The sequence below is a fragment of the Fibrobacter sp. genome (assembly GCA_024398965.1).
In the GTDB taxonomy this organism is placed as follows: domain Bacteria; phylum Fibrobacterota; class Fibrobacteria; order Fibrobacterales; family Fibrobacteraceae; genus Fibrobacter.
In genome coordinates, this window is record JAKSIF010000134.1 from 1 (window position 1) to 1563 (window position 1563).

General features: G+C 50.6%; 2 protein-coding genes and 1 tRNA gene. All 3 read left to right on the forward strand.

Going from position 1 to position 1563, the window contains the following annotated elements; all coding sequences use genetic code 11:
• Positions 1-860: IS3 family transposase (locus tag MJZ26_15095; GenBank protein ID MCQ2107103.1), on the forward strand; the 860-nt coding region annotated here is incomplete at its 5' end.
• A gap of 67 nt (positions 861-927) precedes the next feature.
• Complete coding sequence (locus MJZ26_15100) at positions 928-1377, forward strand: very short patch repair endonuclease (GenBank protein ID MCQ2107104.1); 450 nt, start codon at positions 928-930, stop codon at positions 1375-1377.
• A 33-nt stretch (positions 1378-1410) separates the two neighbouring features.
• Positions 1411-1490: transfer RNA gene (locus MJZ26_15105), tRNA-Leu, on the forward strand.
• The last annotated feature ends 73 nt before the right edge of the window (positions 1491-1563 follow it).

The window sequence follows — 1563 nt, forward strand, 5'->3', positions numbered from 1 at the left end:
GAGATGTTCGGTATAGGGCCGAGACAGTCCGAGGACTGAGCGACAAGCACTCGCTCAAACATCTCCTGAAGGCAAGCGGGCTGTCCCGCTCCACATACTACTACAACATCCAGAAGAAAGCAGACCACTACGCGGATGAGCGCAAGCGAGTCAAGGCAGTGCATGCAGAAAACAGGGGACGTTACGGCTACCGACGCATAAGGGATGAACTGAGGAAAGAAGGCTTCTCCATCAACCACAAGACCGTGTACCGAATCATGAAGGAGGAAAACCTGAAGAACGTCCGCAGAGGAAACAAGTACCGTTCCTACAAGGGCGATGTGGGCAAGACTGCGCCAAACATCATCAACCGGGACTTCTCGGCAACGGCGCCGAACCAGAAGTGGGCTACCGACGTGACCCAGATAAACATCGGTCAGGACAAGTGCTACCTGTCGCCGATACTGGATATGTACAATGGAGAAATCATCAGCTACACAATCTCGGACCATCCAGACCTGAGAATGGTGATGAGCATGCTGGACAAGGCTCTTGAGAAAAAACACGCTGGCGACAAACTGATCCTGCACTCGGATCAGGGTTGGCACTACCAGCACTACAGCTATCAAAGAAAGCTGCAGGACCATGATATCATCCAGAGCATGAGCCGCAAGGGCAACTGCCTGGATAACGCCATGATGGAGAACTTCTTCGGCATCATGAAATCGGAACTGCAATATCCCAACGAGTTCAAGGATATGGATCACTTCAAGCAGGAACTCAAGACCTACATCGAGTATTACAACAACAAACGGATAAAATCACGACTAAAAGGAATGAGCCCGGTTGGGTACCGGACTCATTACGCATTTTTATCCTAACTTTAAACTGTCCAACTTTTTGGGTTCAGTTCACAAAGGGAGCCGCTTTTTTTATTTTCTACCCGATATGCGAAAAAAGCGTACAACCAAGAAGGCGCCCCTTACCCGCTCCCAGATGATGCAGGCAGTTCATTCCAAGAACACCAAGCCCGAGATCATCGTGCGCCGCGGGCTTTTTCACCAAGGGTTCCGCTACCGCCTCCACCGTCGTGACCTTCCCGGCACTCCGGATATTTTCGTATTGAAGTACGGCGTGGTCATTTTCATCAACGGTTGCTTCTGGCACCAGCATGGCTGCAAGCTCACCAGCCGCCCCAAGAACAATTCTGAATTCTGGGACAACAAGTTCAACAACAACGTGGTTCGCGATATCAAGACAAACTGGAAGCTTTCACTGGAAGATTACCGCGTGGCTACCATCTGGGAATGTTCATTGCTTGGCGCCGACGCACAGGCCCGCACCATGGAACGTCTCGCCGCCTTCATCAAGAGCGACGAGGAATCCATCGAGATATAATCCGCGCATATTTTATTATATTTGAAACTCATCGCGAGAGTGGCGGAATTGGCAGACGCGCCAGACTTAGGATCTGGTACCTCGGTGTGTGGGTTCGACTCCCACCCCTCGCATACAAAAAGACTCTCGATTATGATGTGAACCCCGAAAGTTGGACACAACTTTCGGGGTTTTCATGTATAAAGA

Bases quoted from the DNA above. Each gene is read 5' to 3' on its own strand.
- MJZ26_15100 (MCQ2107104.1), top strand. From the start codon at position 928: ATGCGAAAAAAGCGTACAACCAAGAAGGCGCCCCTTACCCGCTCCCAG.